General features: G+C 74.0%; 26 protein-coding genes. 14 read left to right on the top strand and 12 right to left on the bottom strand.

What is annotated here, in order from left to right:
- Positions 1 to 63 precede the first annotated feature (63 nt).
- The 8 genes from VKA29_RS02135 to VKA29_RS02170 all read left to right on the top strand — a co-directional run bounded on the left by VKA29_RS02135 (position 64) and on the right by VKA29_RS02170 (position 4,596).
- Positions 64 to 327, top strand: coding sequence for an acyl carrier protein (locus tag VKA29_RS02135; protein WP_324783382.1), 264 nt, complete (start codon positions 64 to 66; stop codon positions 325 to 327).
- Positions 328 to 402: 75 nt separating this feature from the next.
- On the top strand, positions 403 to 1,188 hold the full coding sequence (gene fabG, locus VKA29_RS02140) for a 3-oxoacyl-ACP reductase FabG (protein WP_324783383.1): 786 nt from the start codon (positions 403 to 405) through the stop codon (positions 1,186 to 1,188).
- 27 nt (positions 1,189 to 1,215) lie between these two features.
- Positions 1,216 to 2,166, top strand: a complete 951-nt coding sequence (locus VKA29_RS02145; protein WP_324783384.1) for an aromatase/cyclase — start codon at positions 1,216 to 1,218, stop codon at positions 2,164 to 2,166.
- Positions 2,163 to 3,044 carry an alpha/beta hydrolase gene (locus tag VKA29_RS02150; RefSeq protein WP_324783385.1) on the top strand — a complete coding sequence of 294 codons (882 nt, stop codon included), beginning with the start codon at positions 2,163 to 2,165 and terminating at the stop codon, positions 3,042 to 3,044. Before VKA29_RS02145 ends, VKA29_RS02150 begins: the two co-directional genes overlap by 4 nt.
- A gap of 101 nt (positions 3,045 to 3,145) precedes the next feature.
- Positions 3,146 to 3,547, top strand: a complete 402-nt coding sequence (locus VKA29_RS02155; protein WP_324783386.1) for a lipocalin-like domain-containing protein — start codon at positions 3,146 to 3,148, stop codon at positions 3,545 to 3,547.
- Positions 3,548 to 3,555: 8 nt separating this feature from the next.
- A complete protein-coding gene (locus tag VKA29_RS02160; protein ID WP_324783387.1) occupies positions 3,556 to 3,735 on the top strand; it encodes a hypothetical protein in 180 nt (59 codons plus the stop codon).
- A complete protein-coding gene (locus VKA29_RS02165; protein ID WP_324783388.1) occupies positions 3,732 to 4,466 on the top strand; it encodes a 4'-phosphopantetheinyl transferase family protein in 735 nt (244 codons plus the stop codon). Before VKA29_RS02160 ends, VKA29_RS02165 begins: the two co-directional genes overlap by 4 nt.
- The gene (locus tag VKA29_RS02170; RefSeq protein WP_324783389.1) at positions 4,456 to 4,596 is read left to right on the top strand and encodes a hypothetical protein; all 141 of its coding nucleotides are present in this window, start codon (positions 4,456 to 4,458) and stop codon (positions 4,594 to 4,596) included. Before VKA29_RS02165 ends, VKA29_RS02170 begins: the two co-directional genes overlap by 11 nt.
- Positions 4,597 to 4,690: 94 nt before the next feature.
- Here VKA29_RS02170 and VKA29_RS02175 read toward each other — a convergent pair whose 3' ends face one another.
- Positions 4,691 to 5,071 carry an STAS domain-containing protein gene (locus VKA29_RS02175; RefSeq protein ID WP_324783390.1) on the bottom strand — a complete coding sequence of 127 codons (381 nt, stop codon included), beginning with the start codon at positions 5,069 to 5,071 and terminating at the stop codon, positions 4,691 to 4,693.
- A gap of 310 nt (positions 5,072 to 5,381) precedes the next feature.
- On the opposite strand from VKA29_RS02175, the gene VKA29_RS02180 reads away from it, so the two are divergent.
- Positions 5,382 to 5,978 (top strand): sigma-70 family RNA polymerase sigma factor, encoded by a 597-nt coding sequence (locus VKA29_RS02180; RefSeq protein ID WP_324783391.1) that lies wholly within the window; start codon positions 5,382 to 5,384, stop codon positions 5,976 to 5,978.
- Positions 5,975 to 7,414: a zf-HC2 domain-containing protein gene (locus VKA29_RS02185; RefSeq protein ID WP_324783392.1), complete on the top strand. Its 1,440-nt coding sequence runs from the start codon at positions 5,975 to 5,977 to the stop codon at positions 7,412 to 7,414. The genes VKA29_RS02180 and VKA29_RS02185 overlap by 4 nt, the downstream gene beginning before the upstream one ends.
- 270 nt (positions 7,415 to 7,684) lie before the next feature.
- Here VKA29_RS02185 and purU read toward each other — a convergent pair whose 3' ends face one another.
- Together purU and VKA29_RS02195 are read right to left on the bottom strand one after the other, a co-directional pair.
- The gene (purU, locus tag VKA29_RS02190; RefSeq protein ID WP_324783393.1) at positions 7,685 to 8,566 is read right to left on the bottom strand and encodes a formyltetrahydrofolate deformylase; all 882 of its coding nucleotides are present in this window, start codon (positions 8,564 to 8,566) and stop codon (positions 7,685 to 7,687) included.
- Between the two features lie 46 nt (positions 8,567 to 8,612).
- A complete protein-coding gene (locus tag VKA29_RS02195) occupies positions 8,613 to 9,113 on the bottom strand; it encodes an SCO4402 family protein (RefSeq protein WP_324783574.1) in 501 nt (166 codons plus the stop codon).
- Positions 9,114 to 9,230: 117 nt separating this feature from the next.
- On the opposite strand from VKA29_RS02195, the gene VKA29_RS02200 reads away from it, so the two are divergent.
- Positions 9,231 to 10,538, top strand: coding sequence for an ABC transporter substrate-binding protein (locus VKA29_RS02200; protein ID WP_324783394.1), 1,308 nt, complete (start codon positions 9,231 to 9,233; stop codon positions 10,536 to 10,538).
- Positions 10,539 to 10,580: 42 nt separating this feature from the next.
- Here VKA29_RS02200 and VKA29_RS02205 read toward each other — a convergent pair whose 3' ends face one another.
- Together VKA29_RS02205 and VKA29_RS02210 are read right to left on the bottom strand one after the other, a co-directional pair.
- Complete coding sequence (locus tag VKA29_RS02205; protein WP_324783395.1) at positions 10,581 to 12,197, bottom strand: hypothetical protein; 1,617 nt, start codon at positions 12,195 to 12,197, stop codon at positions 10,581 to 10,583.
- Between the two features lie 211 nt (positions 12,198 to 12,408).
- On the bottom strand, positions 12,409 to 13,794 hold the full coding sequence (locus VKA29_RS02210; protein WP_324783396.1) for a transcriptional regulator: 1,386 nt from the start codon (positions 13,792 to 13,794) through the stop codon (positions 12,409 to 12,411).
- A gap of 327 nt (positions 13,795 to 14,121) precedes the next feature.
- Between VKA29_RS02210 and VKA29_RS02215 the strand changes: the two genes are divergently transcribed.
- A complete protein-coding gene (locus VKA29_RS02215) occupies positions 14,122 to 14,784 on the top strand; it encodes a bifunctional DNA primase/polymerase (protein ID WP_324783397.1) in 663 nt (220 codons plus the stop codon).
- 94 nt (positions 14,785 to 14,878) lie between these two features.
- Here VKA29_RS02215 and VKA29_RS02220 read toward each other — a convergent pair whose 3' ends face one another.
- Together VKA29_RS02220 and VKA29_RS02225 are read right to left on the bottom strand one after the other, a co-directional pair.
- Positions 14,879 to 15,817, bottom strand: a complete 939-nt coding sequence (locus VKA29_RS02220; RefSeq protein WP_324783575.1) for an alpha/beta hydrolase — start codon at positions 15,815 to 15,817, stop codon at positions 14,879 to 14,881.
- 615 nt (positions 15,818 to 16,432) lie between these two features.
- Positions 16,433 to 17,125 carry a metal-dependent transcriptional regulator gene (locus tag VKA29_RS02225; RefSeq protein ID WP_324783398.1) on the bottom strand — a complete coding sequence of 231 codons (693 nt, stop codon included), beginning with the start codon at positions 17,123 to 17,125 and terminating at the stop codon, positions 16,433 to 16,435.
- 260 nt (positions 17,126 to 17,385) lie between these two features.
- Here VKA29_RS02225 and VKA29_RS02230 point away from each other — a divergent pair, with 260 nt between their 5' ends.
- The gene (locus VKA29_RS02230) at positions 17,386 to 18,141 is read left to right on the top strand and encodes an SIS domain-containing protein (protein WP_324783399.1); all 756 of its coding nucleotides are present in this window, start codon (positions 17,386 to 17,388) and stop codon (positions 18,139 to 18,141) included.
- 273 nt (positions 18,142 to 18,414) lie between these two features.
- Here VKA29_RS02230 and VKA29_RS02235 read toward each other — a convergent pair whose 3' ends face one another.
- Both VKA29_RS02235 and pdxH read right to left on the bottom strand, forming a co-directional pair.
- Positions 18,415 to 19,824, bottom strand: a complete 1,410-nt coding sequence (locus VKA29_RS02235) for a PAS domain-containing protein (protein WP_324783400.1) — start codon at positions 19,822 to 19,824, stop codon at positions 18,415 to 18,417.
- A 484-nt stretch (positions 19,825 to 20,308) separates the two neighbouring features.
- Entirely contained in the window at positions 20,309 to 21,010 is a 702-nt protein-coding gene (gene pdxH / locus VKA29_RS02240) for a pyridoxamine 5'-phosphate oxidase (protein WP_324783401.1), read from the bottom strand.
- Positions 21,011 to 21,384: 374 nt separating this feature from the next.
- Between pdxH and VKA29_RS02245 the strand changes: the two genes are divergently transcribed.
- Positions 21,385 to 22,488, top strand: a complete 1,104-nt coding sequence (locus VKA29_RS02245; RefSeq protein ID WP_324783402.1) for a citrate synthase 2 — start codon at positions 21,385 to 21,387, stop codon at positions 22,486 to 22,488.
- A 54-nt stretch (positions 22,489 to 22,542) separates the two neighbouring features.
- Here the strand turns inward: VKA29_RS02245 and VKA29_RS02250 are convergent, their stop codons facing one another.
- Genes VKA29_RS02250 through VKA29_RS02260 form a run of 3 tightly spaced genes read right to left on the bottom strand, consistent with a single transcriptional unit; the run spans position 22,543 to position 25,453 of the window.
- Positions 22,543 to 23,160, bottom strand: coding sequence for a TetR/AcrR family transcriptional regulator (locus VKA29_RS02250; protein WP_324783403.1), 618 nt, complete (start codon positions 23,158 to 23,160; stop codon positions 22,543 to 22,545).
- A complete protein-coding gene (locus VKA29_RS02255) occupies positions 23,148 to 23,888 on the bottom strand; it encodes an enoyl-CoA hydratase family protein (RefSeq protein ID WP_324783404.1) in 741 nt (246 codons plus the stop codon). Before VKA29_RS02255 ends, VKA29_RS02250 begins: the two co-directional genes overlap by 13 nt.
- On the bottom strand, positions 23,885 to 25,453 hold the full coding sequence (locus VKA29_RS02260) for a 4-coumarate--CoA ligase family protein (protein WP_324783405.1): 1,569 nt from the start codon (positions 25,451 to 25,453) through the stop codon (positions 23,885 to 23,887). The genes VKA29_RS02255 and VKA29_RS02260 overlap by 4 nt, the downstream gene beginning before the upstream one ends.
- Between the last annotated feature and the right edge of the window lie 28 nt (positions 25,454 to 25,481).

Below are 25,481 nucleotides of genomic sequence, written 5' to 3' on the forward strand. Positions count from 1 at the left end.
GTCCCTGCCCAGCCCCGGACCAGCCGTATCCACGACAAGCAGAGACGACAAGGAAGGCTCCTCATGTCCAGCACCTTCACGCTCGACGACCTCAAGCGGATCCTCCTCGAAGGCTCCGGCGCCCCCGAGGGCACCGGCCTCGACGGAGACACCCTCGAAACCGACTTCGCCGACATCGGCTACGACTCGCTCGCCCTGCTGGAGACCGCCGGCCGCATCGAACGCGAGTACGGCATCGAGCTGGACGAGAGCGTCGTGGGCGACGCGACCACGCCCCGCGCCTTCCTCGACGCCGTCTCCGCCCATCTGGTCGCCCAGGCCGTCTGAGCGCACCACCGCGGAGCGACGCCTCAGCGACACCGCAGCTCGACATCACCGCGAGAACCGCAGGAATGAGGGGAAATGGCAGAGCAGAAGAGCCGGGTCGTCCTGGTGACGGGTGCCACCAGCGGCATCGGTCTGGCCGTCGCCCGGCTGCTGGCCGGGCAGGGGCACCGGGTGTTCATCGGGTCCCGCACCGAGGACAAGGTCGTCACGACCGTCAAGCAGCTCCAGGAGGAGGGGCTCGACGTGGACGGCGTGGTCCTGGACGTCCGGACACCGGACTCGGTCCGCGGATTCGTCCGGGCGGCCGTCGAGCGGTTCGGCACGGTCGACGTGCTCGTCAACAACGCGGGGATCCCCGGCGGCGGAGTCACGGCCGACATCTCCGACGAGCTGTGGGACGACATCATCGACACCAACCTCAACAGCGTGTTCCGCCTGACCCGCGAGGTGCTGACCACGGGCGGACTGCGGCACAAGGACTGGGGGCGCATCATCAACATCGCCTCCACGGCCGGCAAACAGGGCGTCGTCCTGGGCGCCCCGTACTCGGCCTCCAAGCACGGCGTCGTCGGCTTCACGAAGGCGCTGGGCAACGAACTGGCTCCCACCGGCATCACGGTCAACGCCGTCTGCCCGGGCTATGTCGAGACCCCGATGGCGGAGCACGTACGACGGAACTACTCCCGCCTCTCCGGTGCCTCGGAGGCGGCGGTCCTGGAGAAGTTCCAGGCCAAGATCCCACTGGGCCGCTACTCCACCGCCGAGGAAGTGGCGGGCCTGGTGGGCTACTTGACGACCGACACGGCGGCGTCCATCACCGCCCAGGCCCTGAACGTCTGCGGCGGCCTCGGCAACTTCTGACATCCACCGAACGCGAAGGAGTCCACCATGGCGTCGGAGCCGCACGAGTCCCGTCACGAGATCAAGATCTCCGCCCCCGCCGAAACCGTCTACCGCATGCTCGCGCATGCCGAGGACTGGCCCCGGCTCTTCCCTCCGAACATCTACGTCGATCACGTGGAGCGCGGCGAACGCGAGGAGCGCATCCGCATCTGGGCCACGGCCGGCGACACCGTGAAGAACTGGACGTCCCACCGGACCTTCGACCCGGAGAACCTCCGCATCCGGTTCCGGCAGGAGGTCAGCACGCACCCGGTGGCCGCGATGGGCGGAACCTGGCACGTCGAGGCGCTCCCCTCCGGCGAGACGCTGGTGCGCCTCGACCACGACTATCAGGCGGTCGACGAGGCGAGCCTCACCGGGCTCGACGAGGTCGTGGACCGCAACTCCCGCTCCGAGCTGGAGTCGCTGAAGGCCATAGCCGAATCCGACTCCACCACCGACGCGCTGACCTGCTCCTTCGAGGACACGGTCACGATCAGGGGCACCGTCCGGGACGTGTACGACTTCATCGACCGGGCGGACCGGTGGACCGATCGTCTGCCGCACGTCCGCGCGGTGCGGCTGGAGGAGCCGGCGCCGGGACTGCAGACGCTCGAGATGGACACCCTGTCCAAGGACGGCACCTCACACACCACGAAGTCGTACCGCGTGTGCCTGCCGCACCACCGGATCGCCTACAAGCAGGTCACCCTGCCCGCCCTCATCACGCTGCACACCGGCCGCTGGACCATCACGCCGGCCGAAGACGGCGTCACGGCCTCCTCGCAGCACACGTTCACGGTCGACACCGAGAACATCGCGAAGATCCTGGGCGCGGACGCGACCGTGCAGGACGCGATCGAATACGTCCGCACGGCGCTCAGCACCAACAGCATGGCGACCCTCGGCCTCGCCAGGGCGTTCGCCGAGGAGCGCGCCGGGGGCGGCCGTCCATGACGGTGACAGAACCGGCCGCCGCGGTGGGAGCGCGCGAGATCACCCTCGAAGCGGACGGCATCACCCTCTCCGCGCTGCTCGCCCTCCCGGCCCAGGCTCCGTGCAGGGCGATGGTCGTCGCCCTGCACGGAGCCGGGATGAGCTCCTCGTACTTCCACGGGCCGTCCCACCCCGACACGTCGTTCCTCGACCTCGCCACGAGCCTCGGGTTCGCGGCAGTGGCCGTGGACCGCCCGGGCTACGGCCTGTCCCTCCGGCAGCTGCCCCAGGGGCAGGGCATCGCGGACCAGGCGGCGACGCTGAGCGCGGCCCTGCGTTCCCTGACGGCGCGGTTCGACACGGGCGGCGGCGTCTTCCTCCTCGCCCACTCCTTCGGCGGCAAGCCGGCGCTGCGGATCGCCGCCGACGGCACGGTGCCTGAGCTGCTCGGCCTCGACATCTCCGGCTGCGGCGGAGAGTACGCGGTGCCCTTCAGCGCCCGCGACGCGCACGGGCGACGGAGCTGGCGGCTCAACTGGGGTCCGCTGCGGCTGTATCCGCCGGGGACGTTCCGGGCCGGCGGCACCATGGTCGCCTCCGTTCCGGCGCGCGAACTCGCGGACGCCGTCCGCTGGCCGGAGGAGTTCGCCGAGTTGGCCGGGCGGATCCGGGTACCGGTCCGGTTCACCTTCGCCGAGTACGAGGCATGGTGGCAGCACGACCAGCAGGCGGTCGCCCGGCTGCGGTCACGGCTGAGCTCGGCGCCCCGCGTGGTGACGGACCACCAGTCCGGCGCCGGCCACAACATCAGCCTCGGCTGGACGGCCCGCGCCTACCACCTCAGGGCCCTCGGCTTCGCGGAGGAGTGCCTGCGGGCAGCGGCAGCCGGAACACACTGACGCCCCGACCGCACTCGACACAGGCGGCGGACGCCCCGGACCGCCGCCCTCGACCGCACCAGCGACCCGTTCAGACCCGCCCCAGGAAAGCAGGACCGGACATGACCCAGGACATCGTCGGTGTGTGGCACCTCGACGCCTTCCACGACGTGGACGAGGCCGGGCGGCCCGTGGGAGAGGGCCCGCTGGGGCCGTCCCCCTCGGGCATGCTGATCTACACGCCCGACGGCCACGTCTCGGTGAGCATGATGCCCACCGCACCGGCCACGGCACCGGGCCCCTCGTACATGGGATACGCGGGCGAGTGGCGGGTGCGGGAGGGGAAAGTCGTGCACCGCATCCGGATCTCGTCGCGCCCCGACTGGATCGGCATCGAGCAGTCACGGGACGCCGAACTCGACGGAGACGTCCTCACCGTCCGCGCCACCCGGGAGGTGGACGCGCGTCCGCAGCGGCGCGTCCTCGTATGGCGCCGGGCCGAGCGGTCCGGGGGCGGAAGGTGAGCGCCCCGGTGGACACCGTCGCCGGGAGGGACGAGGACGCCGGCCACCCGCTGCTGGTGGCCCTGAGCATCTTCGCGCCCGGAGCGGTGCGCACCGCGGCCGCCGGCCCGCAGGACGAGCCGGCGGAGGACCGGGACACCGCGACGGTGGCCGCGCACCTCGGACGGCTCGGCCTGGGGGCCGCGTGACGGCCGTCGCGGCCGCATCGCCGCGCGTGCTGCTCCTCGCGCACGATCTGCGCTCCCGGGGCACCGAGGAGCTCGCGCGCACGGTGTTCGAGGTGCTGCCGCCGGCCGAACGCGAGCAGATCCTGCGCAAGCGGGTCGCTGCGGACCGGACCCGCTCGCTGATCGGGCGCTGGCTGGCCCGCCGGGCGGCCGCACGGATCGTCGGCACGCCATGGACGGCCCTGTGCACCGGGCAGCGCCCCGGCGGGCAGCCGTACGTGCCGGCCAGGCCGCAGTTGTCGCTGAGCATCGCGCACAGCGGCCGGTACGCGCTGGCGGTCGTGGCCCTCGGGGCGCTGGTGGGAGTCGACACGGAGCAGGTGGCGCGCGTGACCCGGCTGCCCGACGACGTCTTCCTCAGCCCCGGCGAGCGGGCGGCCCTGCAGGCCATGCCGCAGGACGCGGAACGCCGGGCGGCCCTGTGGGTGCTGAAGGAGGCGGCGGCCAAACTGACCGGCCAGGGCCTGCGCGCCGGCCTGCGGCGCATCGGCTTCGAGTGCCCGGGCACCCGCTTGCCACTCGCCGCGCGCACCCCGTACGTCGCGGCGGAGTTCAGCGCCTTCCGGCTCCCCGACGGATACGTCGCCGCGGTGGGCGTCTCCGCGGGCAGACCGCCCCGGGCACCGGTGTTCGTGACCCCCGTTCGTGAGACAGGCTCGGAGACAGGAAGGACGGACCGCCGTGACGAATGACCCCGTGCAGCGGAACAGCGTCGGCAGGGCCGACGACCATCTCGTGGAACCCGAACGGGCGCCCCACGGCGACGAGCACCGGGACAGCGACGAGGAGGCGGAGCAGCACATCTGGCGCAGCGTCAACTGATCTCGGACCGCCGGGGCAGGAGGGCTGCCCGCGGCTGCCGACCGGCTCACCGGCCTCCACCCGCGGCATCGGGCGCGGGCCCGAGGCGCGGCTCTCAGGCGGACAGCGGGCCGGCGTCCTCGGCGACGGCCTCGTCCAGGTCGGTGTACACATCGAACAGGCGGCGCACCCCCAGGGCGCCGAGGACGCGGCTGACGTGCGACCCCTCGGCCGCTCCCCGGGCCGGCAGCACCAGGCGCAGGCTGCCCCGGCAGGAGCGGATCAGGCGGCGGGCGGCGATCAGCACGCCGACGCCGCTGGAGTCGCAGAAGAAGACCTCCGAGAGGTCCAGGACGAGGCTGTGGCGGCCGTCGGCCACCACGTCGTGCACCCGCTGCCGCAGCGCCGGCGACGTCAGCAGGTCCAGTTCGCCCGACACGTGGAGCACGGCCCAGTCGCCCTGCTCGCCATGGGTCACACAGAACGCCACCACCACGCCCTTCGCTCACCGGGGCCTCCACAACCGGAACCCGCCCCTGCATTTCCCCGCCGCCCCTGCCCAGCGGCCGTTCCCTCAAACGCCGACGGAGAAACGGAAACAGATCGAAGCAGGCTTGTTTTAGTCGCCTTCGAACTTGTTCGATCAGAAGTGAACTCGGGTAGGCGAAGGCCGTCCATTACCACCCGAGGCCCTGCAGGGGGCGCACTTTGTCACAAAGGGGCGTGCGTCGTCCGATGTGCCGACTACATTCGAGGCGACGGTGGCCGCAGGCCGGGGAGACCGACGGGCGGGGGTGAGGGGCCGCATGGCGAAGAGGGACGTACCGCCCCGCTGGGACCGCAGGATGCAGCAGCGCCTCGCGCACGGGGAGGCGGCGGCCCTCGGCGAGCTCTACGACCGCTTCGCGTCCCTGGTGCACGGCCTGGCCCACCGCGTCCTCGGTGACGAGCACGCCGCCGACGCCGTCACCCGCGACGTCTTCGTGCACGTCTGGGAGCGCCCCGAGGACTACGACCCCCGGCAGGGCCCCCTGCGCAGCTGGCTCGCGACGCTCACCCACCGCCTCGCCGTACAGCGGCTGCGCGCCACCGGGACCGACGCCCCAGCCGACGACGCCGGACCGGCCGGGGACGCCGGACCGGCCGGGGAGCTGGAGCGCCGGGTGCGCCACGCCTCGGTCGCCGCCCGCGCCGACTACATCGCGCAGTCGATGCCGGCACCGCTGCGCTCCGCCCTGGAGCTCGCCTACTTCCAGCGCCGCGACTACCGGCAGACCGCCGCCGACCTCGGCGTCACCGAGGACGAGGCCCGCCGCCGGCTCCGCCTGGGCCTGCAACTGCTGTCCACCGCCCACGACGCCGGCGCGCCGGGAACGCCGCCGGGACACGGAGGTGCGGCGTGAACGACGCGGGCGGCGCGCGCCGCTTCGAGGCGTACGGCGAGGACAGCGGGCACGGGAAGCACCCGGCACACGACGGATCCGACGACGGGCGGCGCCACCCGCGCGCAGCGGGCCGGGAGGACGCCCGGGGTGCCGGTGGCGAGGGACCGGGCGGCTCGCCGGGCTCCGGCGGGCCGGACGGCCCCGCAGGCCGTGACGGTCCCGGCCCCGGGCGTCCGCCCCGCATCCCGATGCCCCGCGCCTCCGTCGAGGACGGCGGCGGACCGCTGCCCGCGATCAGGGCCCGGCCGGAGCCGGCACCGCGATCCGCCCCGCTCGTCCTGGAGCACCGCGTGCTGAAGTCCCTTCTCGGGGCCTGGGCGCTGGCCGCCTGTCCGGCGGAGGAGACCGCGGCCGTCGAGGAGCACCTCGGCGACTGCGGCCCCTGCGCGGACGAGGCGCTGCGGCTGCGCGAGGCGGTCGGCCTGCTGCACCCGCCGGAGAGCCTCGACCTGGACCCGGCGCTGCGCACCCGCGTCCTGGAGCGCTGCCTGGACCGGCGCCCGCCGCGCGTGCCGGTGCCGGACTGGGCCGCCCCGTACGACGCCGAGACGGCCCGGCTGGACGCCCTGCTGCAGGACATCGGGGACGCCGAGTGGCACGCACCCGTGCGGCTGCGCTGGTTCGAGGGCGACGGCGCGACGAGCCGTCGTACGACCGTCGCCGGGGTGATCGCGCATCTGCTGGCGGTCGACGGGCTGGTCGCGGCCGCGGTGGGCCTCGACGACCCGCTCGGGGAGGCCGGGCCCGGCGCGGCCACGCCCGCGGCCCGCACCGAGGCGTACTGGCGCGCCGTCGGAGCGCACGCCCCGCCGACCCGGGCCGTGCGGGCGCCGTGGCGGGCGCAGAGCCACGACCTGGTGCGCACGGTGCCGTTCGCCGGCGGCCCGGACGGCGCGGCCCCGCCGGTCGCGTACGGCGGCTTCGAGCTGCCGCTGCCGGACGCCATGGTGGACCGCGCCTTCGAGTGCTGGGTGCACGCGGAGGACATCGCGGAGGCGGTGGACTACCCGTACGAGCCGCCCTCCCCGCGCCACCTCCACCGCATGATCGACCTGGCGGCCCGGATGCTGCCGGCCGCGCTGGCGGTGCGGCGGCGGGAGGGGCAGGCCGCGCCCGGCCGGGGCCGGCACCTCGTCGCGGCCGGAGCACCGGGCCGCAGTCTGCGGCTGGAGATCGAGGGTTCGGGCGGCGGCGAGTGGCTGATCCCGCTGGACTCCCCCGGCGCGCGGGGCTCCGCGGAGCATGAGGTGGCCCATGTCGCCCTGGACGGCGTGGAGTTCTGCCGGCTGGCCGCGGGCCGGGTGCCGCCGCGGGAGGCGGCGGCCGGGCAGCTGGGCGACCGGGAGGCGATCCGGGACGTGCTGTCCGCCGCGGCGGCCCTGAGCCGCATGTAAGGGCGGCGCCGGGCCACTTGCGGCTCCACGACGAACGAGCCCCCGTCCCACATTCCGTGGGGCGGGGGCTCGCTTCCGGAGCGCCGGGCAGGCCTTGCACCTGCATCTCCCCGCAGGAAGCGGGGCGTCTTTCCTTGGACCACCAACGCGCGGCCGGTTGTTCGCAGTTGCGGCGACCGGCTTGAGATCAAGCATACCGTGCTCCGGGACCGCGACCGCACACCGCCGCCGGGAGCGGCACGCTGACGACCCGTCAGGCGAAGCCGCCCTTCAGGCGAACACGACCGTGCGCCGCCCGTTGAGCAGGATCCTGCGCTCGGCGTGCCACTTGACCGCGCGGGCCAGCGCCTGGCACTCCACGTCCCGCCCGATCGCGACGAGCTGGTCCGGCGTCACGTCGTGCCCGACCCGCTCGACCTCCTGCTCGATGATCGGCCCCTCGTCGAGGTCGGCGGTGACGTAGTGCGCGGTGGCCCCGATCAGCTTCACCCCGCGCGCGTGCGCCTGGTGATAGGGCTTGGCGCCCTTGAAGCTCGGCAGGAAGGAGTGGTGGATGTTGATGATCCGGCCGCTGAGCTGCTTGCACAGGTCGTCCGAGAGCACCTGCATGTAGCGGGCGAGGACGACCAGCTCCACCTTCTCCTCGCGGACGATCTCCAGCAGCCGCGCCTCGGCGTCCGCCTTGGTGTCCTTCGTCACCGGGATGTGGTGGAAGGGGATGTTGTACGAGGCTACGAGCTCGGCGAAGTCGGTGTGGTTGGACACCACGGCGGCGATCTCCACCGGCAGCGCCCCGGTCCGCGCACGGAACAGCAGGTCGTTCAGGCAGTGCCCGAACCTGCTGACCATCAGGACGATGCGCATCCGGTCGTCGGCCCGGTTTATCTGCCAGTCCATGTGGAACGAGTCACCGATCGCCGCGAAGCTCGCCCGCAGCTTGTCCACGGTCACCGGCGCCTCGGCCGAGAAGTGGACCCGCATGAAGAACAGCCCCGTGTCCTGGTCGCCGAACTGCTGGCTGTCCACGATGTTGCAGCCGGTCATGAACAGGTAGCTGGACACGGCGTGCACGATGCCCTGCTTGTCCGGGCAGGAGAGCGTGAGGACGTACTGGTCGGCCGGGACCGCGGCGGGGGTGGACTGCTCGCTCATGCAGGACAGGGTCCCATATTCGCGGGCGCGGACGGATCCTCGTCCGTCACGCGGACCGGGTCATGATCCGCAGCACCTCGAGGGTGCGCGGCGGCGCGTCCGGGTCCTCGCCGTCGGCCGCGGCCATCCGCACGTGCGCGTCCCGCGCCGCCCGCACCGCCTCCGGCCACGCCTGGTTCTCCAGGTAGGCGGAGACCGGGGCGTCGGGTCCGACCTGGTGCATGATCCGCAGCACGCGCAGCACGGCGGTGTCGACGAGGGCCGCCTCCTGGGAGTCCCGGAAGATCGTGCCGACGTACTTCTCGGCGGACCAGTTGTCCAGCCAGGTGTCCTCGACCAGGCGGTACACGGCGTCGGTGACGTCTCCGTACCCGTCCACGCCGGCCAGCCAGACGTCCCGCTGGAACACCGGGTCGGAGAGCATGTGCAGCGCGGAGCGCACATTGCTGCGCCAGCGCCACCACGGCATGTCGTTGAGTGGCATGCCGCCCATGGTGGAGGAACGACGGGCGCGACGGGAAGAGTTATCCGGACCTTGCACGGTCACCGATCGTACGTTCTCCGCCACGGGGGCCTCACCGGCCCCCGCAATTCACCCTCATGTCACCGATCAATAACCGTAGGTCACCCTGCGCTTGGCGGTGTGAGGGAACCGTGTGTGTACATGACCGGCAGGCGAACCGACCGCAGCACCTCCCGACCTACGCTCAACCGGCCCGTCAGGGCCGCCGTCCTCTCGGTGGGGGCTCTGGCCGTGTGCGCCTCCATCGCCGTCGGGTGCGGGGTGGTCCCCGGCACCGCGGGGGCATCCGGGGACGACACGATCACCGTCATGACCTGGGCCCCGCAGGGCACCGACGCCACCAACAAGCCCGGCATGCCCGCCTTCGCGCAGGCCTACGCCCGCTGGGTCAACTCCCGCGGCGGCATCGCCGGGCGCAAGCTGCGGGTGCTGACCTGCAACGACCACAACGACAGCGTGGCGGCCGCCAAGTGCTCCCGGATCGCGGTCAAGCGGAAGGTGGTCGCGGTCGTGGGCTCCTACAGCCAGCACAGCGACTCCTTCCTGCCGTCCCTGGAGGCCGCCGGCATCCCGTACATCGGCGGATACGGACTCAGCGGCGGCGAGTTCACCAGCCCGCTGTCCTACCCCGTCAACGGCGGGCAGCCCACCCTGCTGGCCGGCCTCGGCAAGGAACTCGCCGCGAGCTGCGGCTCGGTGGTGCTGGTACGGCCCGACGACATCGCGGGCGACGCGCTGCCCCCGATGCTCGACTCCGGCCTGAAGGCGGGCGGGCACGCGGCCTCGGTCGACCAGCAGGCGCCCGACGACGCCACCGAGTACGAGGAGCAGGCGCGGCGCGCGGTGGCCGCCTCGGCCGGCGACACGACGAAGAAGGGCTGCGTGATCCCCGCGCTGGGCGGCCGCACCAGCACCTTCATGGACTCCTTCCGGCGCGCCCGCGAGAACGCCCCGGGGGTGAAGACGGCCGCCGTGCTGGGCAGCGTGGACCAGACCGAGATCAACGAGTCCGGCGGCCGGTCGGGGCCCTACGAGGGGTCGTACATCACCGGCTGGTACCCGGCCGCCGGCGATCCGCGCTGGGACGGGATGAAGAAGGTGATCAGCCGGCAGGCGTTCGGCGACAACCGCATCGACGCGGCGGACGCCGGCGTGCAGACCACCTGGATCGCCTACACCGTGTTCCGCAAGACGGTGGAGTCGCTGGGCGGCGGCAACGTGACCTCCGACACCGTACGGCGGGCCCTCGACCACGGGCTGAAGGTCACCACGGGCGGACTCACCCCGCCGCTGGAATGGGAGCAGCAGGGCCCGCTCGCCGCCATCGGCCTGTCCCGGCTGGTCAATGACGAGGTGACGCTGCAGGTCGTGCGGCAGGGCCGGCTGGTGGCCGCCAAGAAGGGCTTCCTCAACGTCACCGGGACCCTGGAGGACGCGGACGTGAGCTGAGCCGCGGCCCGGCTCACGTCCCCGGCACGCCTCCCGGCGCGGTCACAGCTGGGTCGGCTGGCGCTGCGTCAGTCCGTAGGTCTTGGCGATCGCGTTCCACAGCTGGGCGGCCTTGGCCTTCTGGGCGCTGGCGGTGCCGCTCGCCCGGTTGCCGGCCAGGGTCTGCCCGGTGGTGCGGGCCTGCCCCTTGCGGCAGCCCTTCTTGCCGCCGACCTGGTCGGCCCAGGCCGCGTAGTGGTTGTCGGCCGAGGCGGACGCCTGCCACGCCTTGGTGAGCGCGGTGGTCAGCTCGGCGTGGTTGGGCAGCTTGTCGACGGACAGTCCGGACAGGCGGGTGACCAGCTCGGTGCGCTGCTTGGCCGCGGCCCTGAGGTCCGAGGCCGCCTGTCCCAGGTTGTCGCAGGCCCGTACGTCGCCCACGGCCGCGATCACCGACGCCCGGCTGTTCCCGCTGTCGGCCAGCAGCCCGTCCAGGGCGGTCGCCTGCTGCTTCGCCGGGTCGGCGGAGGGGGAGGCGGAGCCCTCGGTCGCGGGGGCCGTGGCCGAGACGGTCTGCTCGCCGGCCTTGTCGTCGTCGCCGCCCCCGCCGCCGAGCAGAGCCCCGGCGCCGACGCCGAGGACGACGATGCCTACGCCGACCGCGGCGATCAGCGGCACGCGCGAGCCGCTCCGCCCCCCGCGGCCGCCCCGGCCCCCGCCGTCGCCCCGCCCGCCCCGCCCGCCGTCGCCGGGCGGACTGTAGGAGGGCCCGTTGTACGACGGCGCGGGGGCCTGCCGCTGATCGAAGCGCGGCATCTGCTGCGTGGACCCGGCGGCGCTCTCGCCGCCCGGTCCGCTGCGGAAGAGGTTGTCGAACTCGGCGGGCGGCTGCCGGTCCGCGCCGTCCTGCGTGCCGTACGGAGCGCCGGGGGCCTGTCCGGTCACGGGCGGCAGGTACTGGGTGGCCTCGGAGGCGGACGGGGAGGCGGCGTCGGCGTGCCCGGGGTGGCCCGGGTACTGCGCGTGCGGCGGCGCGCCCGCGCCCACCGGCGGTATGTACTGCGTCGCGCCCTCGTCGGCGGTGACGGGCGGTATGTACTGGGTCGCGCCCTCGTCCGCGGCGGTGACGGGCGGTATGTACTGCGTGGCCCCGTCGGCGCCGGGCGCGGCGACGGGCGGGAGGTACTGGGTGGCGCCCTCGTCGGCGGCGGGCGAGCCGTAGGCCGTGCCGGGAGCGCCGTACGCGGGCGGGTTCTCCGGCGGCAGGGGCGCGCCCGCCGCGGGCTGCGGCGGCGTGTACGGCGGGTACCCGTAGGAGGCCGCCGGGGCGCCCTCCGGCGGCAGCGGCTGGGACGCGCCGCCCGCGCCCTGCTGCCGGTCGTCCCACTGGTCGGGCGCGTCCCACTGCTGGGTGAGCGGCTCCGCCCAGCCCTGGCCCGGCTGCGGGGCCTCGCTCTGCTGCCGGCCGGGGCCCCATGACGCACCCCAGGCCTGGCCGCCGGCCGGGGCGGGCGGTTGCGGGCGGGGGCCGGCGGGGTGGCCGTCGTGCGGGCCGACCGGTGCGGAGGCGAACCCGCCCGGCCCGCCCGGCAGCACGGGCTCACCGCCGTCGGAGGGCAGCACGATGCCTTCGCGCGCCTGGCGCAGCGAGGGCTCCTCGCCCTGTCCACTCTGCGTCACCGGGACTCCTACCAATGGGGGACCTTGTGCGTGTCGGCTCACGCTACCGGGTCCCCCGAGCCGGGTGCCACGCAGCTCAGGCCGTCGCCTCCTTCCCGCCGGCCGGTGCGGCAGGGCTCCTCCGCGGTCCCCCGGGCCCGCCCTCGCCGGCCGGCTCCCGCACGTCAACCGGCAGTTCCCGGTGGGTTCACCGACCGGACGGGGCGGGCGCTCACGCCGCCGTCCGTACGCCCAGCCGCGCCCCGAACTCCCGCACCACCGACTCCTGCCGGTACGGCTCCAGCCGCTGCTGGAGATCGTCCAGGTACTCCGCGCCCCGGTCGGAGCGCAGCGTCTCCAGCAACTCCACCGCCTTCAGGCCGGTGTTGCAGGCCTGCTCGATCTCCCGCTGCTGGACCTGCGCGGTGGCGAGGAGGACGTAACCGATGGCCCGGCGGCGGGCCTTCGTCTCCGGGAGGCCGGCCAGGGCCTCCGCGGCGCACCGGGCCGCCGCGTCGCCCTGCCCGAGGTCGCGGTGGCAGTGCGCCAACTCGTCGGCGAGGTAGGCCTCGTCGAAGTGCGCGATCCACTCCGGGTCGTCTCCGGACGCGGAGTCGGCGGACTCCAGCGCGCTGACCGCGCGCCCGGACGCCGCCTGCGCGGCGCGCGCGTCGCCCAGCAGCGCGTGCCCGCGCGCCTCCGCCGCGTGGAACATGGCCTCCGCGCGCGGCGTGACGCGCCCGCGCGCGCCTTCCTGCGCCGCCCGCGCCAACTGCGCGATCTCGCGCGGGTTTCCGAGCTGCGCGGCGAGGTGGCTCATGGAGGCGGCGAGGACGTACCCGCCGTATCCGCGGTCGCCGGCCGCCTGGGCGAGCCGCAGCGCCTGGATGTAGTACCGCTGCGCGAGCCCCGGTTGACCGGTGTCGACGGCCATGTACCCGGCCAGCTCGGTCAGCCGGGCGACGGCGGCGAACAACTCCCGCCCCACCGCCTCCCGGTAGGAGCCCGCCAGCAGCCCGGAGACGACGCTGTTGAGGTAGTGCACGACGACCGGGCGCACGTGCCCGCTGCCGTACTGGTGGTCGAGCTCGACGAGCGCCTGGGTCATGGCCCGTACCGCGGCCACGTCGGACTGTCCGACCCGCGGGCCCGCCGAGCGCGCCACCTGCGCGTCCGGTGTGGAGATCAGCCAGTCGCGGCTCGGCTCGACCAGCGCGGACGCGGCCACGGCCGAGCCGGACAGGAAGTCCCGGCGCCCCACGTCGTTGCGCCACAGCTCGCAGACCTGCTCGACGGCGCCGAGCACCGTCGGCGAGAACTGCAGCCCCACGCCGGAGGCGAGGTTCTTGCCGTTGGCCATGCCGATCTCGTCGATCGTGACCGTGCGGCCGAGTTTGCGGCCCAGTGCCTCCGCGATGACGGCCGGGGCGCGCCCGCGCGGCTGCTGTCCGCGCAGCCAGCGGGCCACGGACGTCTTGTCGTAACGCAGGTCGAGACCGTGCTCGGCGCCGCACATGTTGACCCGGCGGGCGAGCCCGGCGTTCGAGCATCCCGCCTCCTGGATGAGCGCCTGCAACCGTTCGTTCGGCTGCCGCGCGACGAGCGGCCTTGCGGCCATGGCGTACCCCCTGTGGCTGCGGTGCCTGCCCACGCACCGAGTTGGCGTGTCTTCCGTGACCGGACCCCTCGTCACCCGCCGTCCCGGAGGCGGCGAAAGATCCGGTTCGGGAAGATCAATGCCCCGCGGACATGCACGGAATGCGAGTCATGCGAGGTTTCCTGAGGATTGCCGGGGAGGCCGGAGCCGACCCCACTCGTGGCTACCCAGCCCACACCGCGCTTCCTCCCACGCGCCCCCGCACGTGCCTCCATGCGCCCCGCCGCCCGGGCCGACGCCCCTCCCCCGCGCGCGCGACTCCCGTAACTCCAGGTTGATGCGGTAGTTGTGTGCATCGTGGAAGATACGATCGTGGGCACCGAAGCCGCTCAGATTCCTCTGCAGCGCGGTGCATCGCTGCTGGAGACCGCCGTCCGTTACGCCGAGGAACGCCACTGGGACGTCTTCCCCGGCACCTGGCTGGAAACCGCCGACGGGGTGCAGCACTGCTCCTGCGGCGACGCCGCTTGCGCCCTGCCCGGCGCGCACCCGGCGCGCGAGGACTGGGCGACGCAGGCGACGGGCAGCGCCACCGTGGCGCGACGGCTGTGGTCGCAGCAGCCGACGGCGTCGATCCTGATGCCGACGGGGCGCGCGTTCGACACGGTCTCCGTGCCGGAGACGGCCGGGTTCCTCGCGCTGGCCCGCATGAAGCGGATGGAATTGTCCCTGGGTCCGGTGACGTCGACGCCGGACCGGCGGATGCACTTCTTCGTGCTGCCCGGCGGGGCGGCGAAGGCGCCGGACCTGGTGCGCAAGCTGGGGTGGGTGCCGTCCTCCCTCGACCTGGTCACGCTCGGCGAGGGTTCCTACGTCGCCGCGCCGCCCACCCGGTACGGCTCCCGCGGGGCCGTGCAGTGGGCCTGCCGGCCCTCGGCCGCGAACCGCTGGCTGCCGGACGTGGAGGAGTTGATCCCGCCGCTCGCGTACGCGTGCGGGCGGGACCGCTGACCCGCTGCCGGAGCCGGAGCCGGCCGCCCGGGATCGCCCCGGGCCGGCCGACTCCGGCTCCGGCTCCGGCTCCGCGCCACCTCCGGACGCCGGGTCAGGTTTCGCTGAAGACGCCGTCCAGGAACGGCTCGATCGCCGCGCGCCAGGCCTCCGGCTGGTCGTAGTGGACGAGGTGACCGGCGTCGGCCACCTCCGCGTACTGGCCGCGGGGCAGCACGCGGACCATCTCCTGGGCCTCGGCGCGGCCGAGTTCGCCGTCGAGGCCGCGGACCACCAGTGCGGGGCACCGGACCTGGGCCAGCTCCTCCCAGTGCGCGTCGTACACCCAGGTCGCACGGGTCTGCAGCATCTGCTCGGGGTCGAAGACGGGCCGCCAGCCGTCCGGGCCCTCGTGCATCACCTCGGCGTAGAACTCGCCGCGGGCCGGGTTGGGGCGCTCGACCCAGGGGTCGTCCTCGCCGAACCACTTGCGGACGTCGGCGAGGGTGGCGAACGGCGTCGGCCAGGCCTTGAACCAGTCCGCCCACTCGCGCTGCGAGGCGGACCCGAGCGCGGAGGCCCGCATGTCGCAGATGATCACCCCGCGGACCAGGTCGGGGCGCCTGGCGGCGAGCTGCCACGCGGTCAGGGCGCCCATGGCGTGGCCGATGAGGACCGCCGGGGAGAGGCCCAGCTGTTCGAGGGCGGCCTCGGCGTCGTCGACGTAGGCCTCGCGGGTGAAGGCCGCCTGCGGCGGCTTCTCGCTCTGGCCGTGGCCACGCTGGTCCAGCGCGACCGCGCGGTGCCGGCCGGACAGCCAGCGGGCGGTGGACGCCCAGTGCGAGGCACGGCCCATCAGTCCGTGCAGTAACAGCACACCGGGCGTGCGCTCGACGCCGCCCGGGGGTTCGGCACGGCCGGGCGGGCCGGCCGGGCCGGGCGGTCCCGCCTGCCGCGGCACGAGGACCGCCGGGTCGCTCTTGGGTGGATCGCCGAACTCCCAGGCCGCGAGACGGACACCGCCCGTCCCGGTCACGTCGATGCGCCGCACCACTGGTCCTGGCACCCCCCTAGCTCCGCTCGGACCGCTCGCTCACGCTCGAGCCGGACGGTCCTGTGCACCGTGTCCTGCCGTTGCCCGTGCAGCTGCCTTCGTGCACGCGGCTGCCGCGTGCTCTCGTGCACCCCTTGGTTGAAGCGCACGTTCCGCATGATCCGTCACCGCAGACTATCGAATGCCTATTCGAAAATGCTGTTTCGGCGGGCAACACCCCTCGTTCGAGTGACCCGCTTCGGGGAATGATCGTCGCTGTCGAGGGGAGATCTTCAGCGGGGGGCGGACCGCTCGGGGAAAACGGTCCGCGGGGAATGACCCTGAGAGCTCGGGGCTCCGGGTCAGCACAGGGGAGGACAGGCCCCGGCGCCACAAGGCGCCGGGGCCCTCCTCACGTCTGCGGCGCATTCGCCCGCCCCCTCCGTCATATGCCTCACGGAAAAGCGTCGCACGGGAGGCGTCGCGGCGCTGCGGTTCGACGCACTGATCTTCCGGCCGACAGCGTCGCCGAACCGCCGGCGTCACCGGAGCGGCGGCGGTTGGAGCGGTGGCGTCACCGGAGCCGGCGGCGGTTGGAGCGGTGGCGTCCCGCAGCGGCGGGCGCCGCCCGGCGGCTCAGCGCTTGGCGACGAACACGTGGGAGGCGATGTCCGCCTCCAGCTCGGCCGCCTCGCCGCCGCTGCCCACCAGCACACCGCCCGCCGACTGCGTCACGCTCACCACGGATCCGGGCTGCACGCCCGCCCGGCGCAGCGTGTACATCAGCTGCGGGTCCGTCTGGATCGGCTCGCCGATCCGGCGCACGACGACCGTCTTGCCGTCCTCGCCCGTTTCGAGGTCGGCCAGCGACACCATGCCCTCGTTGAGGAACGGGTCGGCACCGTCCTTCTCGCCCAGCTCCTCCAGGCCCGGGATCGGATTGCCGTACGGCGACTCGGTGGGGTGACGCAGCAGTTCCAGGACCCGGCGCTCCACGGCCTCGCTCATCACGTGCTCCCAGCGGCACGCCTCGGCGTGCACCTGCTCCCATTCCAGACCGATCACGTCCACGAGCAGGCACTCCGCCAGCCGGTGCTTGCGCATCACGCGCGTGGCGAGCCGGCGGCCCTCGCCGGTGAGCTCCAGGTGGCGGTCGGAGGCGACGGACACCAGGCCGTCCCGTTCCATCCGCGCCACCGTCTGGCTGACGGTCGGCCCGCTCTGGTCGAGCCGCTCGGCGATCCGGGCACGCATGGGGACCACGCCCTCTTCCTCGAGCTCGAGGATGGTGCGGAGATACATCTCCGTGGTGTCGATCAGTCCGGACATACGTGCCCCTCGATGAGATCTGCCGTGAGCACGACGGCTCCGCGGCGTGTGCGCTGGCCCTGGACCCAATTCTGACGCATGGCACCGACAACCGTGCGGCGCCGCGGAAACCACCGGTCCGGCCGTGACACGGCCGGACCCGGCGCACGCCGTCCGGGCAGCCGCACCGGCCGCCGGACGCCGTATTGACACGGCAGTGGTCCAGACCGCACGGTGATCCGCGACACGGACATCCGACGCCGCCCTCCGGAAGGATCCGCATGAGCGACGCCACCCCGGCCGACCGGTTCCTCGACGCCGCCATCGGCCTGCTGCAACGGGTCCGCGAGGAGGAGGCCGACGCCGTCGCCGCGGCCGGCGCGCTGCTCGCCGACACCGTCGCCGACGGCGGCCGGCTGTTCGCCACCGGCGCGGGCCACTCGTCCCTCGCCGCCCAGGACGTCGTCTACCGCGCCGGCGGACTGGCCCTGATGAACCTGCTGGCCGTGCCCGGCGTCGTCGGCGTCGACGTCATGCCGGCCACGCTCGGCTCCGCGCTGGAGCGGGTGGACGGCCTGGCGAGCGCGGTGCTGGACAGTTCGCCGATCCGCTCCGGGGACGCCCTCGTGATCGTCTCCCTGTCCGGGCGCAACGCGCTGCCCGTCGAGATGGCCATGAGCGCCCGCGCGCGGGGCGTGAAGGTCATCGGCGTGACCTCGGTGGCGTACGCCTCCCGAACGCGGTCGCGGCACGCGTCCGGCGGATACCTCAAGGACCACTGCGACATCGTCCTCGACTCCAAGATCGCGGTCGGCGACGCCGAGCTGACCCTCGACACCGTCCCCGCCCCCTTCGCGCCGGCCTCCACGGTGGTCACCGCGGCCCTGTTGCAGGCCGTCATGGCCACGGCGGCCGCCGCGCTGGCCGACCGGGGCATCGAGCCGCCGCTGCTGCGCTCCGGGAACGTCGACGGGGGCCACGAGTGGAACGCGCGGGTGATGGAGGAGTACGGGGACCGGATCTTCTACCGGCGCTGAGCGCTCCGCCGGGAGCCCACGACCTGCCGTGCGCCCTGCGCCGCCAACTGCCCGCCGACCACGCGCCGCCTGCCGTCCGCCGACCACGCGCGGCCTGCCGTCCCCTGCCGATCGTCTGCCGCGCCTTCGTAGCCGGTCGCGGGGGCTGGCTTCCCGCGTCCCTGCGGGCGCCGCCGGACCGCGGCGGTCCCTCCCCGGCCGCCCGGCCCGCCCGGCCGGGGACCCGGCACCCCGGGGCGCCCGGAAACCGGTACGGCACGCGGCACGCGTCCGCTATGCCCGCCCCACCGCGTCCGCGAGGTCCAGGGCCGCCGCGATCCGCGCCGCCACGTCCTCGGCGTGGGCCACGTCGGCCCGTTCGAACGGGCTGCGCCCGGCCCCGCGCAGAAACGTCACGACACCCAGCGTCCGCCCGCGGCTGCGCAGCACCGCGCACAGCGCGTGCACCGTGTCCGCGGGCCACTGCCGAGACCGTGCCCACTCCCGCGCCGCCTCGGCCGGCACCGACCCGCCGCCGGCCCGCACCGACCCGGTGCGCGCCACGCTCTGCAGCGCCGGATGCCCCTCGGCGTACCGCACGGGCAGTCCGGCCTGCCCGCCGAGCAGGCTCGGCCCCGGCGCCCCGGACGGCGTCGCCGCCACCCGCACCAGCCGCACCGGCCCGTTCTCCGCCCCGTCGGCGAGCGCTCCGCCCGCCACCCGGTCGATCAGCGCGTGGTCGGCGAACCCGGCGAGCGCGAAGTCGAGGTGGACGGTGGCCGCCTCCGCGGGGTCCTCGCACTCGGCGGCGGCGCGCGCCGCCCGGTGCAGCTGGTTCGTACGGAACCGGAACAGCGCCGCCGCCTGCTCGCCCTGCTTGGCCTCGGTGACGTCCACGAACAGCCAGCCGACGCCCAGCGGCACCGGTTCCTCCGCGAGCGGCGAGGCCAGCCGGACGAAGCCGCAGCGCCAGCAGCGCCGCTGCTCGCCCTCCGGCGTGCGCACGCTCACCCAGATCTCCGCGGGCGCGGGCGGCGCGCCCTCCGCCAGGACGTGGGTGAGCGCGCTCTCCAGTTCCTCGACGCCCTGGGCGAGCAGTTCCCCCAGCGGCCGCCCCAGCACGGCCGTGCGCCCGATGCCGAGCGACCGGGCCGCGTGCGCGTTCACCACGGCGGGCCGCAGGTCGGCGTCCACCAGCACGACTCCCCAGGAGGCATCGTCGAACAGCGCCTCGCTCAGTGCGATGGAGCGTTCCAGGTCGATCTGCGTGTGCACCTCGCTGAAGGCGCAGTACACGCCCGCCGGTCCGCCGTCCGGGCCGCGCACCGCGGCCGACTGGGTCCGCACCAGCACCCGTCCGCCGTCCTTGGTCAGCAGCGCGAACTCGTGCACCTGCCGGCCGGGCGACCGCATGGCGGACATCAGCCGCCCCTCGACCTCACCGGCGTCCGCCTCGCGCACGGCCCAGCCGGCGAAGCCGTGCCGGCCCACGGCCTCCGCCGCCGTCCAGCCGAGGATCCGCTCCGCCTCGCGGTTCCAGTGGGTGACCACCCCCTCGGCGTCGAAGGCGCACAGGGCGGCGTCCATGCCGTCCAGCAGCGCGGCCAGCAGGTCGGAGCCGTCGGGGCCCGCGGCGGCTCCCGACCCCTCGGGCTCGTCCGGCCCCAGCTCGTCGGTGGTCCCGCTACGCCGGGAAGCACTCATCTGGACCCCCTCCCAGCTGCGCCCGCAGGCACGGCGCGTCGGTTCACTCACTCGCCATCATCTAACTGGAACGTGATCCAGCACACACCGGGTTCCGGAAGATTGAGGGAATCGTTGCAACCCACCCTCTTCTCCACCCGGACCGGCCCGTTCCCACGGCTGACCGGGCCCATCACCGGAGAGCGCCGAAAACCTGTTGAACCGCGCCCGGCCACTGCTTAATGTGGCGAGCACGTGAGAAGGGAGGTGATCGGGTACATGAGTGAAACCCGGACGCACGAGGTGGCTGCGGGCTAGCGGCCCGCCACCACACACAGTGCGGTGCCGGACCAGCGTGTACGCGATATGCGCAGCCGGCCCAATCCAACGCAGTCACCCGACCCGCGAGCTCGCCGGTACGTCCGGCCGGCTCCCCCGCCGTCCGGCGGAGGGACCCGAGCTCGCGGGTCGTCTGCTTTCACCCGGTTTCACGCGGCGCGGCCGGTCACGGGCTCAGCCGCTCCACCCGCCATCCGCCGTCCGCCTCCGCGACGTACCTGAGCCGGTCGTGCAGCCGGTTCTCGCGCCCCTGCCAGAACTCCACCTGCCGCGGGGCCACCCGGAAGCCGCCCCAGTGCGGGGGCACCGGGACCTGCTCGCCCTCCGGGTAGCGGGCCTCGAGTTCGGCGTACGCGGCGTCGACCTCGGCGCGGGAGGCGATGACGCTGGACTGGGCGCTGGCCCAGGCGCCCAGCTGGGAGCCGTGCGGACGGCTGCGGAAGTAGGCGGCCGTCTCGTCCCGGCCGGTGCGGCGCGCGACGCCGGTGACGACGACCTGGCGCGCCATCGGGTGCCAGGGGAACAGCAGCGAGACGTGCGGGTTCTCGGCGAGGTCGTGTCCCTTGCGGGATTCGTAGTTGGTGTAGAAGACGAAGCCGTGCTCGTCGAACTGCTTCAGCAGCACCGTGCGGGAGCTGGGCCGGCCCTGGGCGTCCGCCGTGGAGACGATCATGGCGTTCGGCTCGAACAGGTGGGCCTCCCGCGCGGCCTGCGCGAACCAGCGGGCGAACTGCTGCACCGGGGTGGCCGCCAGGTCGGACTCGGCGAGGCCCTCGGCCCGGTAGTGCTTGCGCATCGCGGCGGGGTCGGGGGCGGCGGCGTCGTGGGCGTTCACGCCGACATCTTGCCGTATCGGTGCGAAGGGCATCCGGGGCAGCCCCGCGGACGGTGTCCGCGGGGCGGACGCGGCACGGTGTCCTTCGTCACTGTGTGGCACTGAGTGCCGCGGACCCTCCCCAAAGGTGGCACTCAGGGATATCGTGCTGATGCCGTTCCGGTGGGGTGACCGCCCGCCGTTCGGGGCATCACCAGGATGGCCACCGGGGACCGCGAGTCCGGGAAGCGACCGAGGATCCGCCGGCCAAGCCGCCCTTTCCGCATCGGCACACGGTCGTCGTCCCGTCCCCACCGCTCGTCCCCACGACACATCTCCACCGCACGGCCCCACCGCTCGTCCACCGCACGTCCCCACCGCTCATCCCCACCACAGCGTTCGTCGCCCACATCATGAGGAGCCGCCTGATGTCCGACTTCGTACCCGGACTCGAGGGAGTCATCGCGTTCGAGACGGAGATCGCCGAGCCGGACAAGGAGGGCGGCGCCCTCCGGTACCGGGGCGTCGACATCGAGGACCTGGTCGGTCACGTCTCGTTCGGCAACGTCTGGGGGCTGCTCGTCGACGGCGCCTTCAACCCGGGCCTGCCGCCCGCCGAGCCGTTCCCGATCCCGGTGCACTCCGGCGACATCCGCGTGGACGTGCAGTCGGCGCTGGCGATGCTGGCGCCGGTGTGGGGCCTGAAACCGCTCCTCGACATCGACGCCGCGCAGGCCCGCGACGACCTGGCCCGCGCCGCGGTGATGGCCCTGTCGTACGTCGCCCAGTCCGCCCGCGGGCAGGGCCTGCCCATGGTGCCGCAGCGGGAGATCGACAAGGCGCAGTCGGTCGTCGAGCGCTTCATGATCCGCTGGCGGGGCGAGCCGGACCCCAAGCACGTCGCGGCCGTCGACGCGTACTGGACGTCCGCCGCCGAGCACGGCATGAACGCCTCCACCTTCACCGCCCGCGTCATCGCCTCCACCGGCGCGGACGTGGCCGCGGCCCTCTCCGGCGCGGTGGGGGCCATGTCCGGCCCGCTGCACGGCGGCGCCCCCTCGCGCGTGCTGCACATGATCGAGGAGATCGAGCGGACCGGCGACGCGGAGGCGTACGTCAGGCAGGCCCTGGACCGGGGCGAGCGCCTGATGGGGTTCGGGCACCGCGTCTACCGGGCCGAGGACCCCCGCGCGCGCGTGCTGCGCCGCACCGCCCGCGAACTGGGCGCCCCGCGCTTCGAGATCGCCGAGGCGCTGGAGAAGGCGGCCCTGGAGGAGCTGCACAACCGCCGCCCGGACCGGGTACTGGCCACGAACGTGGAGTTCTGGGCGGCCATCGTGCTGGACTTCGCCCAGGTGCCGGCCCACATGTTCACGTCCATGTTCACCTGCGCCCGCACGGCGGGCTGGTCGGCGCACATCCTGGAGCAGAAGCGCACCGGCCGCCTGGTCCGCCCGTCCGCCCGCTACATCGGCCCGGGCCCGCGCGACCCGCGCCAGGTCGAGGGCTACGAGGACATCGCCGGCCGGTGACCGTCCGGCGCCGGGCCGAGCGGGCGCGGCCGGCGGGCGGCGGGCGGCCGCCGCTCAGTCCAGCGCGCCGTCCAGCAGGTCCGCCCACTGCGCCACGACCCGCTCCCGCCGGCCCGTGTCGTCGGTGAGCAGGTTGGCGAGGCCGAGACCCCGGGCCATGTCCAGCAGGCCCTGGACGGTCTCGCGGACGCCGGGGCGGGCCTCGTCGGCGCCCAGCAGGTCCACGGCGATGCGGTGGGTCTCGCGGCCGACACGGGCCTCCAGCTCGGTCACCCGCCCACGCAGCTGTTCCTCGTTGGAGGCGGCCACCCACAGGTGCAGCGCGGCCCGGAACATCGGGCCGGTGTAGAGGTCGACGAGGGCGGCCACCACGGCCCGGCGGTCGCCCGCCGCGCCCTGCGGGAACAGGGCGCGCAGCGCGGTGGAGCGTTCCTCGGCCACGTACTCGACGGCCGCCGTGAAGAGGTCCTCGCGGGTCGGGAAGTGGTGCTGGGCGGCGCCCCGGGAGACGCCGGCGCGTTCGGCGACGACGGAGACCGTCGAGCCCGCCCAGCCGTGCTCGGCGAGGCAGGCCACGGCGGCCTCCAGGAGCCGCTGCCGGGTGACCCGGCTGCGGTCCTGCTTGGGGACGCGCTCCACGCGGTCCTCCGGGCTCGTGCTCACAGCACCCATGGGGGATCCCGTCGTTCCAGGAAGGCCGTCATCCCCTCGCGGGCCTGCGGGGAGGCGAACAGCTTGGCCGAGAGCGCGGTGAGGTCGGCCGCGTCCCGGTCGAATGACTCCAGCACCTTAGCCGTGAGCAGCCGTTTCGTCTCGGCCAGGGCCTCGGGGGCGGACCTGCGCAGGCCGTCCAGGACGGGTTCCAGTACGGCGTCGACGTCGTCGCCGGCCGCGGTGACCAGGCCGATGCGGGCCGCCTCGGCGGCGTCGAAGCGCTCGCCGGTGAGGTAGTAGCGGGCCAGCGCGCGGGGGTCGGTGCGGGGCAGCAGGGGCAGCGAGATGACCGCGGGGGCCACGCCGATGCGGACCTCCGTGAAGGCGAAGCTGGCGGTGGTGGCGGCGGCCGCGATGTCGCAGCAGGCCAGCAGGCCCAGGCCGCCCGCCCGCACGTGACCGGTGACGCGGGCGACGACCGGCTTGGGCAGCTCGACGATCTGCCTGAGCAGGCCGACCAGCGCGTCGGGGCGCGGCGGCTCGCGCAGGTCGGCGCCCGCGCTGAAGGTGTTGCCGGTGTGGGTGAGGACGACGGCCCGTACGCCGGTGTCCTGACCGGCGTCCGTCAGCGCGCCGGCCAGCTCGCGCACCAGGGTCGCCGACAGGGCGTTGCGGTTGGCCGGGGAGTCGAGGCCGATGGTCTCGACGCCCCGCGCCCGGCTGCGGGTGAGGGTGATCGGTGTCATGAGCGTCCCCTGAGCTGTCGGCGGAGGATCTTGCCGGAGGCGGCCCGCGGCACGGCGTCGAGGAAGGCGACCTCGCGCACGCGCTTGTACGGGGCGACGCGTTCGGCGACGTACATCATGACCTCCTCCTCGGTCAGGCCGGCCGCGTCGGGCTGGCGGACGACGTAGGCGCGCGGGACCTCGTTGCCCTCGTCGTTGTAGACGCCGATGACGGCGGCGTCCGCGATGCCGGGGTGGGTCAGCAGCAGCGCCTCCAGCTCGGCCGGGGCGACCTGGAAGCCCTTGTACTTGATCAGTTCCTTGACCCGGTCGACGACGAACAGCCAGCCGTCCTCGTCCACCTGGCCGACGTCCCCGGTGTGCAGCCAGCCGTCCTCGTCGATCATCGCGGCGGTGGCGTCGGGGCGGCCCAGGTAGCCCTTCATGACCTGGGGGCCGCGGATGAGGATCTCGCCGGGCTCGCCGACGCCGAGGTCCTTGTCGGGGTCGGCGAGGGAGACGATGCGCATCTCGGTGCCGGCGATGAGCTTGCCGACGGTGCCGGGGGGCGCCTCGCGCATGGCGTCGAGCGGGACGACGTGCGTGCCGGGCGAGAGTTCCGTCATGCCGTACGCCTGGCCGACGGGCGGCAGGCCGAGCCGCTCGGAGCAGGCGGCCGAGAGCTGCGCGTCGAGCGGGGCGGCGGCGCTGACGACGTACTTCAGCGACGACAGGTCGTACTGCGCGACGAGCGGGTGCTTGGCGAGGGCCAGGACGATGGGCGGGGCGACGTACAGGCCGGTGATGCGGTGGTTCTGGACGGCGGCGAGGAACTGCTCCAGGTCGAAGCGGGGCAGGACCACGACCGTGGCGCCCTTGCGCAGCGGCGCGTTCATCAGGGCCGTCAGGCCGTAGATGTGGAAGAACGGCAGCACGGCGAGGATCCGGTCGCCGGGACCGGTGTCGGCGTACGGTTCGAGCTGGGCGAGGTTGGTGGCGATCTGGCGGTGCGTGAGCATCACGCCCTTGGGGACGCCGGTCGTGCCGGAGGAGTACGGCAGCGCCGCGATGTCCTCGGCGGGGTCGATGTCCACCTGCGGCTCGGGAGCGGTGGAGCCCAGCATGTCGATCAGGGAGCGGTGGCCGGGCGCGCTGTCGCAGACGAGGATCTCCTCGACGCCGCCCGCGAGCCCGGCGGCCCGCCGGGCCGTCTCCAGCAGGGGTGAGACGGTGACGATCCAGCGGGCGGCGGAGTCCTTCAGCTGCTTGGCGAACTCCTCGGCCGTGGCGAGCGGGTGCACGGTGGTGACCGAGGCACCCGCGCGCGTGGCGGCGTAGAAGGCGATCGGGAAGGCGACCGTGTTGGGGCTGTGCAGGGCGAGCACGTCGCCCTTGCGCACGCCGGCCTCGGCGAGCGCCGCGGCCACGCGCCGGTGGAAGCGGTCCACCTGCTCGTAGGTGAGGGTGGTGCCGTCGGTGCCGTCGATCAGGGCGGGCGCGTCCCCGAACTCGGCGGCCCGGCCGAGGACCGCCTCGTGGATGGGCAGCTCCACGGGCGTGACGTCTGCGTACTCGCTGCGGAACACGGTTCCTCCTCGCGCGCGGGGTCAGCGG

Source organism: Streptomyces sp. H51, assembly GCF_035656535.1.
In the GTDB taxonomy this organism is placed as follows: Bacteria; Actinomycetota; Actinomycetes; order Streptomycetales; family Streptomycetaceae; genus Streptomyces.

What these genes read in the sequence shown, in the direction of transcription:
- VKA29_RS02135 (WP_324783382.1), top strand. Translation starts at nt 64, where the DNA reads ATGTCCAGCACCTTCACGCTCGACGACCTCAAGCGGATCCTCCTCGAA.
- fabG (WP_324783383.1), top strand. Translation starts at nt 403, where the DNA reads ATGGCAGAGCAGAAGAGCCGGGTCGTCCTGGTGACGGGTGCCACCAGC.
- VKA29_RS02145 (WP_324783384.1), top strand. Translation starts at nt 1,216, where the DNA reads ATGGCGTCGGAGCCGCACGAGTCCCGTCACGAGATCAAGATCTCCGCC.
- VKA29_RS02150 (WP_324783385.1), top strand. Translation starts at nt 2,163, where the DNA reads ATGACGGTGACAGAACCGGCCGCCGCGGTGGGAGCGCGCGAGATCACC.
- VKA29_RS02155 (WP_324783386.1), top strand. Translation starts at nt 3,146, where the DNA reads ATGACCCAGGACATCGTCGGTGTGTGGCACCTCGACGCCTTCCACGAC.
- VKA29_RS02180 (WP_324783391.1), top strand. Translation starts at nt 5,382, where the DNA reads ATGGCGAAGAGGGACGTACCGCCCCGCTGGGACCGCAGGATGCAGCAG.
- purU (WP_324783393.1), bottom strand. Translation starts at nt 8,566, where the DNA reads ATGAGCGAGCAGTCCACCCCCGCCGCGGTCCCGGCCGACCAGTACGTC.
- VKA29_RS02200 (WP_324783394.1), top strand. Translation starts at nt 9,231, where the DNA reads ATGACCGGCAGGCGAACCGACCGCAGCACCTCCCGACCTACGCTCAAC.
- VKA29_RS02210 (WP_324783396.1), bottom strand. Translation starts at nt 13,794, where the DNA reads ATGGCCGCAAGGCCGCTCGTCGCGCGGCAGCCGAACGAACGGTTGCAG.
- VKA29_RS02225 (WP_324783398.1), bottom strand. Translation starts at nt 17,125, where the DNA reads ATGTCCGGACTGATCGACACCACGGAGATGTATCTCCGCACCATCCTC.
- VKA29_RS02230 (WP_324783399.1), top strand. Translation starts at nt 17,386, where the DNA reads ATGAGCGACGCCACCCCGGCCGACCGGTTCCTCGACGCCGCCATCGGC.
- VKA29_RS02235 (WP_324783400.1), bottom strand. Translation starts at nt 19,824, where the DNA reads ATGAGTGCTTCCCGGCGTAGCGGGACCACCGACGAGCTGGGGCCGGAC.
- pdxH (WP_324783401.1), bottom strand. Translation starts at nt 21,010, where the DNA reads ATGCCCTTCGCACCGATACGGCAAGATGTCGGCGTGAACGCCCACGAC.
- VKA29_RS02245 (WP_324783402.1), top strand. Translation starts at nt 21,385, where the DNA reads ATGTCCGACTTCGTACCCGGACTCGAGGGAGTCATCGCGTTCGAGACG.
- VKA29_RS02250 (WP_324783403.1), bottom strand. Translation starts at nt 23,160, where the DNA reads ATGGGTGCTGTGAGCACGAGCCCGGAGGACCGCGTGGAGCGCGTCCCC.
- VKA29_RS02255 (WP_324783404.1), bottom strand. Translation starts at nt 23,888, where the DNA reads ATGACACCGATCACCCTCACCCGCAGCCGGGCGCGGGGCGTCGAGACC.